This window comes from Actinosynnema sp. NPDC059797 (assembly GCF_042732085.1).
GTDB lineage: Bacteria > Actinomycetota > Actinomycetes > Mycobacteriales > Pseudonocardiaceae > Actinosynnema.
In genome coordinates, this window is the sequence record NZ_JBHWIE010000409.1 from 1 (window position 1) to 5,903 (window position 5,903).

The following is a 5,903-nucleotide window of genomic DNA, read 5'->3' on the forward strand; positions in this document are numbered from 1 at the left end:
GGCTGCCGCGGGCGGTGTGCGGGGGGGGGGGGCGCCCGGGCCCGACCCCCCGGGGGTGGGGCCGCCCCGGGGTCGGGTCGCCGCAGGGTCGGCCGCCCTGGGGTGGGGCGGCCCTGGGCCTCGGTCGCCCGGGAGCGACCGCCTCTTGGGCGGCGGCGGAGGGCGACACCGGCGGCCGCCACCCTCCGCCGCTGTCCTCCGCTTCGCCGCACCGCCCTTCCCGAGCGCTACTCGCGAATGGATAAACCGACAAACCAGCTCGGTGATCCACCCGAGATACCGCAGGATTGCGGATATCGAACCGTTGTCCGAACGGCGTAACACACTGCTGCGGTCAGCGATGTCCGAGGTGGTATACATGCAGCCGACATCGCGGGCAATTTCCTCGTGGGATCTTGCGGCGGTGTTCGCCCGGAATCTGCCGGCCTCGGTGCGCGCGGAGGGTCCATGAGCGTTTCGCCAGTGCAGCTGACCAACGAATTGCAGGCGCTGTGCCGGGGGCAGGGCGCGCAGGCGCCCGGTATCGACAGGCAGATCGGGCCGGCCCTGCGCCAGGTGTGCGGCATCGACGGCGACGACGACCCGGAGACGGTGCGCACGAAGTTCCGCGCCTGGGTCGACGGGATAGTGGAGGGCTTCCCGACCGACCTCCGCCTCATGGTCGTGGCGCCGCTCGCCCTGCACGAGGAGGCGCAGCACCGCTTCCTCGCCGACCGCATCGAGTGGCTCGCCGCGCGCCAGGACCGCGGCCCGCGCACCATCCGCCGGCGCATCAACGTCGGCCTGGCGCGCCTGGTCGAGGCGGCGCTGAGCCGCGACCGGGCCCCGGCGCGATCGGAAGGTGACGACGACCCGTACCACGTGGCCGAGTTCGACGCGCTGCTCCGCCTGGACGGGGTGACGCCCACGTGCCTCGAGCGCCGGACCGTGGTGGCCGACCGCGACGGCGTGGACGAGGTCACCTGGTCGATCTCGCTGCCGCCCGCCACCGGCGACGGCCTGCCCGGTGACCTGGACGTGCAGGTCGTGCAGGGTGTCGAGCTGGTGCGGATGCGGCGGCCCTCGCCCCGCCGGTTCATGCTGACCCTCCGGCTGCCGCGCCCGCTCGGCGCCGGCGAGCGCCACCAGTTCGCCCTGGAGGTGCGGGTGCCGGTCGGGCAGCCGATGAAGCCCACCTACGTGTTCTGGCCCGAGCGCCGGTGCGAGCGGTTCCGGCTGGTGGTCAGGTTCCCCCGCGACGGCGGACCCGCGGACGTCTGGCGGGTCGACGGCGCGTTCCACCGGGACGCCGACGACCTCACCCCCGGCGACGACCGGCTCGCGGTGAACGAGATCGGCGAGGTCGAGGTCGACTTCCCGCACCCCCGGGAGGGACGCGGTTACGGCGTGCAGTGGCGGGACGGCGCGACGGCGGGGTGAGGAGGTCCCGCGTCACACCCCCCGGGGATGACGCGGGACCGGGCCGACTACAGCGCGGCCAACAGGGCGGTCAGCAGGACGATGATCAGGTGCGGTTCCACGGGACACCTCCCTCCGCTTCCGGGGAACCGCGTCGAACGACCGTCAGCTCGTGACGGTGAAAACCGGGCATCCGCGAAGAATTCGACGATCAGGCGCACGGCGGCCCGCCGGGTGAATGCCGGTGGGGCACGGCTCTGCCCGATCTCGAATTCCCGCTCCGGGTGGAGGCCGCGGCGTGCCCGCCGCGGGGCCCGTTCCGGTGTTCCGGTTCGGCGCTGGTTCTCGTTGACAACACGAGAATGCGCCGTCGATTTCCGGGTCGGAACGGGTTTCCTGTTTCAGCCTTGCCCCGGAAACACCCGGCCGCCGGTGCGCCGCAGGGCGGTGGACAGCAGGGCGTACGAGCTGCCCGCGTGCGGCAGTTGACCGCGCAGCACCAGGTCCACCGCGTCGTCGAACGGGAGCCGGTGGACCCGCAGGTCGCCCTCGCCGGGGCCGAGCGCGGTCCCGCCCTGGGACAACCCGGTCGCCAGGAACACGTGGTCGACGTGGTTGCTCAGGCTGTCCGCGCCGTGCACCCGGCCGATCCGCGACCAGTTCGCCGCCCGCAGCCCGGTCTCCTCGGCCAGCTCGCGCCGAGCGGCGCCCTCGGGGTCCGCGTCCCCGGCGTCCACGCCGCCGCCGGGCAGCCGCCACTCCGTGCCGCCGTGCGTGTAGATCCACTGCCGGGTCAGCACCACGCGGTCGTCGTCGTCCAGCGCCAGCACGGTCACCGAACCCGGCGCCACCACGTGGTGGTAGGTGTCGTGCCCGCCGTCGGGTCGGACCACCGCGTCCCGGTGCACCTCGAACCACGGGGAGCTGTGCACGACGCTCGTCGCCAACCGCTGCCACACCACGACCACACCAGCCGACTCGCCGTCACGATCCGTTGCCATGGACTTCATGGAACCACCGGGACCACACCCCGAGCCGGGCGAAAACGGGACAGTTCCCGGACATGCGGGGACACGAACCCCCCTCTCGGCGACACTGCGCGAAAGGGGGTGGTCGCCATGCACGACACGTTCGCCGCCCAACTGCGCCGGCTGCGCGTCGAACGGGGGCTGTCGCTGTCCGGCCTGTCCAGGCTCGTGCACTACAGCCGCGGGTACCTCAGCAAGGTGGAGAACGGCCTGGCCTCCGCGAACCCGGACCTGGCCAAGTCCTGCGACGAGGCCCTGGACGCCGGTGGCGCGCTCGTGGCGCTGGCCCGGCCGAGCCGCCGGGCCGCGCGGCAGGCGCCCGCCGAGCCGGAGCCGCCCGGGGTGTCGGTGCGCGCGGACGGCACCGCGTTCGACCTGTTCGTCGGCTTCTTCGCCCAGCACCGGACCCTGGGGCACCGGGCCAGCCCGCGCGCCGTGCTGCCCGGCCTGGTCCCGCAGGTGGACGTGCTGCGCGCCATGGCCGGCTCGACCCGCGAACCGGACCTGCGCGACGGGCTGTGGCGGCTGGCCGCGCGGTTCGCCGAGTACGCGGGCTGGATGGCGCAGGAGGCGGGCGACGAGGAGCAGGCCGTGCGGTTGACCGACGAGGCGGTGCGCTGCGCCGCGCGCGGCGGTGACCGGGAGCTGGCCACCTACGCGCTGGTGCGGCAGGCGGAGTTCGCGCTGTACCGCAACGACGCGCGGCAGGCGGTGCTGCTGGCCCAGCGGGCGCAGGACGACCCGGCGATGTCCGCGGCGGTCCGGTCGCTGGCGGCGCAGCGCGAGGCGCAGGGGTACGCCCTGGCGGGCGAGGACGTGCGGTTCGGCCAGGCCCTGGAGCGGGCCGCCGAACTCCAGCGCGCCGCGCCGCCCGGCCCGCCGCTGCTGGGCAGCACCAGCCTGCCCGACCCGGTGGCGGTCACGCGCGCGTGGTCGGTCTACGACCTGGGCCGCGCCCGCGAGGCCGCCGAGCTGCTCGACGCGCAGGTGCCGCTGATCGGCGCGCACGCGGTGCGCTCGCGCACCCGGTTCGGGCTGCGGCGGGCGCTGGCGCACGCCGCGGCGGGCGAGCTGGAGCACGGCTGCGAGCTGCTCGCCGGGCTGCTGGACGACCTGGTGCTGGTCGACTCGGCCACGATCCGGGCCGACCTGGCCCGCTTCGGCAGGCTGCTCGCCTCGCGGCCCCTGCCCGCGGGCGCGCACCGGTTGCGCGCCCGTATCCGCGACGTGCTGTTCCCGCAAGGTGGTTGACGCGCGGCGCGTCGGGCACTGGTCAACTCCGCGCCAGAACGTGGCCATCGGGCCCGGAGGCCGCCGCGCCCGCCCACAATCCGGTCATGGGTGCTGAGGAACTGCCCGACACCGACCTGGACGAGGTGATCGCCGAGTACGCGGCGATGGTGCCGGACCTCGACGGGCGGGGCAACCCGGACCTGCCCGAGCGCCTGGCCCACGCGGCCTACTGCCACTTCGTGCGCGCCGACCGCACCCACCCGGTCGACCCGCGGCACGCCGAGGACCTGGCGCGGGCCGCGGACCTGCTGCGCCGGGCCGGACCGCACTGGCCCGACGGGCGACCCGAGCGGTACGCCGAGGTGCTGCACGGCATCGTGGTCGCCCGGCAGACCCTGCTGGGGACGCCGCCGCCAGGCCTGGACGGCGAGGTGGACCGGGTGTGGGCGGGCCTGTCCGACGCGCTGACCGAGCGCGGTTCGGCGTTCCGCGAGGACTTCGACGCCGTGGACGCGCTGAGCGTGCTGTTCCGCCACCGCGCGGCCCGCACCGGGGCGCCGGCGGACCTGGACGGCTGGGCCCGCTGGCAGGGCGAGGTGGTCGCGCTCGCCCGCGCGGACGGCGGGCCGCGGGCCCACCACCTGGCGGTCCTCGGGGACGCCCTGCTCCGGCGGGCGGGCGTCCAGGGCGACGCCGAGCGCAGGCTCGCCGACCTGGCCGCGTCGGCGGCGGCCGGCGACGAGGCCCAGGCGCTGTTCGAGCCGGACGACCAGGAGGCGCGGGTCGAGGCGCTGGTCAACGCGTGCCGGGCGCGGGCCGCGCGGGCCGGCGCGCTGGGCGACGCGGAGGAGCTGCGCCGCGTGGTGGCCGACGCGGAGAAGGCGCTGGCGCTGGGCACGTCCGACCGGCGCACGCGGCGCGACCTGAACCTGCTGCTCGGCGCCGCGCTGAGCGACCTGCTGTCCCGCGACCGGCCCGCGTCGCCCGCGGCCGAGGCGGTCGAGACCGCGCGGGCGGCGAGGGCCCTGGGCGCGGTGCTGACCGACCTCGACGAGGTCCCCGACCACGACGGGCTCAAGCAGGAGGTCCTGTTCCGCACCGGCGTGGCGCTCGGCGGGCACGCCCGGTCCACCGGCGACCCCGGCGCCCTGGGCCGCGCGCTGGAGCTGCTCGAACGCGTGGTCGTGGCGACCGCCGACGGCGCCCCCGAGCACCTCGAGCGGGTCGGCGCGTACGCGGTGCTGGTGGTGGAGGGCGCGCAGCTCGGCCTGGGCGACCCGACCCGCTGCGCCCGCGCGCTCAACCTCCTGGAGCGGGCCGGGCGGCGCTACCCCGGGCCGGCCGACCGGGAGGCGCTGTCCGGCGCGGCGGCGCTGGTGCGGTCGTGGCTGGCGGCCGTGCGCGGCGACGGCGACCTGGACGCGGCCGTGGCCGGGCTGCGGTCCGCCCCGGCCGGGGCCGACGTGCGCGACCGGCTGCCCCACCTGGTGGCCCTGAGCACCGCGCTGCTGGCCCGCCACGGGCGGGCGGGCGCGCGGGCCGACCTGGACGCGGCGGTGGACGTGCTGGACGAGGTGCTCGACGAGGTCCCGGCCGACGCGGGCGGGTACCCGGTCCTGCTGGCCCAGCTCGGTGCGGCGGTCGCGGCGCGCGCGTTGCGCACCGGGCGGCAGGACCGCCTGCCCGACGTGCTGGCGCGGGTGCGGGAGCTGCGGGACCGCCTCGGCGGGCACCCGCTGCACGAGCGGGTGACGGCGGTGGAGGCGGCGCTGGGGATCGCGGCGGGTGCCGCACCGGACCCGGACCCGGCGCGGCCGCCCGGGTGGTGGGATCCGCCGGCGTCGGCCGGGCTGGGGGAGGCCACCGCGGCGCGCGGGGCGGCGCAGCGGGACCGCGGGCTGTTCGCGGCGGGGGTGGAGGCGCTGCGCGACCTGGCGCGGCGGACCCCGTCGGGCAGCCCGGGCGCGCCCGCCGCCTACGGCTCGCTGGGCATCGCGCTGTTCGCCTGGCACGAGGTGTTCGGCGTGCGCGCGCACCTCGCGGAGACCATCGACTGGCTGGAACGGGCGCTGGCCGAACCCGGCGGGCCGCCGTCGCCGGAGGTGCGCGTGACGCTGGCCTTCGCCTACCGGGCGGCGGTCGACTCGATCCCGGACTACCGCGAACTCGGCCGCGCCACCGGCCTCGCCGCGCTCACCGGGTCGGGGTCGGCGGACCTCGCGTGTTTGATCGCGCACTGGTGCC

4 protein-coding genes are annotated in these 5,903 nt (G+C 76.7%); 3 read left to right on the forward strand and 1 reads right to left on the reverse strand.

Annotation, left to right across the window (positions count from 1 at the left end; genetic code table 11):
* Nucleotides 1-447: 447 nt before the first annotated feature.
* Nucleotides 448-1,419 carry a hypothetical protein gene (locus ACFV4N_RS38500; protein ID WP_499677616.1) on the forward strand — a complete coding sequence of 324 codons (972 nt, stop codon included), beginning with the start codon at nt 448-450 and terminating at the stop codon, nt 1,417-1,419.
* Nucleotides 1,420-1,799: 380 nt separating this feature from the next.
* On the opposite strand, the gene ACFV4N_RS38505 is transcribed toward ACFV4N_RS38500, so the two are convergent.
* Nucleotides 1,800-2,399, reverse strand: a complete 600-nt coding sequence (locus tag ACFV4N_RS38505) for an NUDIX domain-containing protein (RefSeq protein ID WP_499677617.1) — start codon at nt 2,397-2,399, stop codon at nt 1,800-1,802.
* A 117-nt stretch (nt 2,400-2,516) separates the two neighbouring features.
* Between ACFV4N_RS38505 and ACFV4N_RS38510 the strand changes: the two genes are divergently transcribed.
* Together ACFV4N_RS38510 and ACFV4N_RS38515 are read left to right on the forward strand one after the other, a co-directional pair.
* Nucleotides 2,517-3,677: a helix-turn-helix domain-containing protein gene (locus ACFV4N_RS38510; RefSeq protein ID WP_499677618.1), complete on the forward strand. Its 1,161-nt coding sequence runs from the start codon at nt 2,517-2,519 to the stop codon at nt 3,675-3,677.
* Nucleotides 3,678-3,763: 86 nt separating this feature from the next.
* The coding region (locus tag ACFV4N_RS38515) for a hypothetical protein (RefSeq protein WP_499677619.1) at nt 3,764-5,903 on the forward strand (2,140 nt) is incomplete at its 3' end.

Excerpts from the sequence above, each read along its gene's own strand:
- ACFV4N_RS38500 (WP_499677616.1), top strand. The coding sequence starts at position 448 with ATGAGCGTTTCGCCAGTGCAGCTGACCAACGAATTGCAGGCGCTGTGC.
- ACFV4N_RS38505 (WP_499677617.1), bottom strand. The coding sequence starts at position 2,399 with ATGGCAACGGATCGTGACGGCGAGTCGGCTGGTGTGGTCGTGGTGTGG.
- ACFV4N_RS38510 (WP_499677618.1), top strand. The coding sequence starts at position 2,517 with ATGCACGACACGTTCGCCGCCCAACTGCGCCGGCTGCGCGTCGAACGG.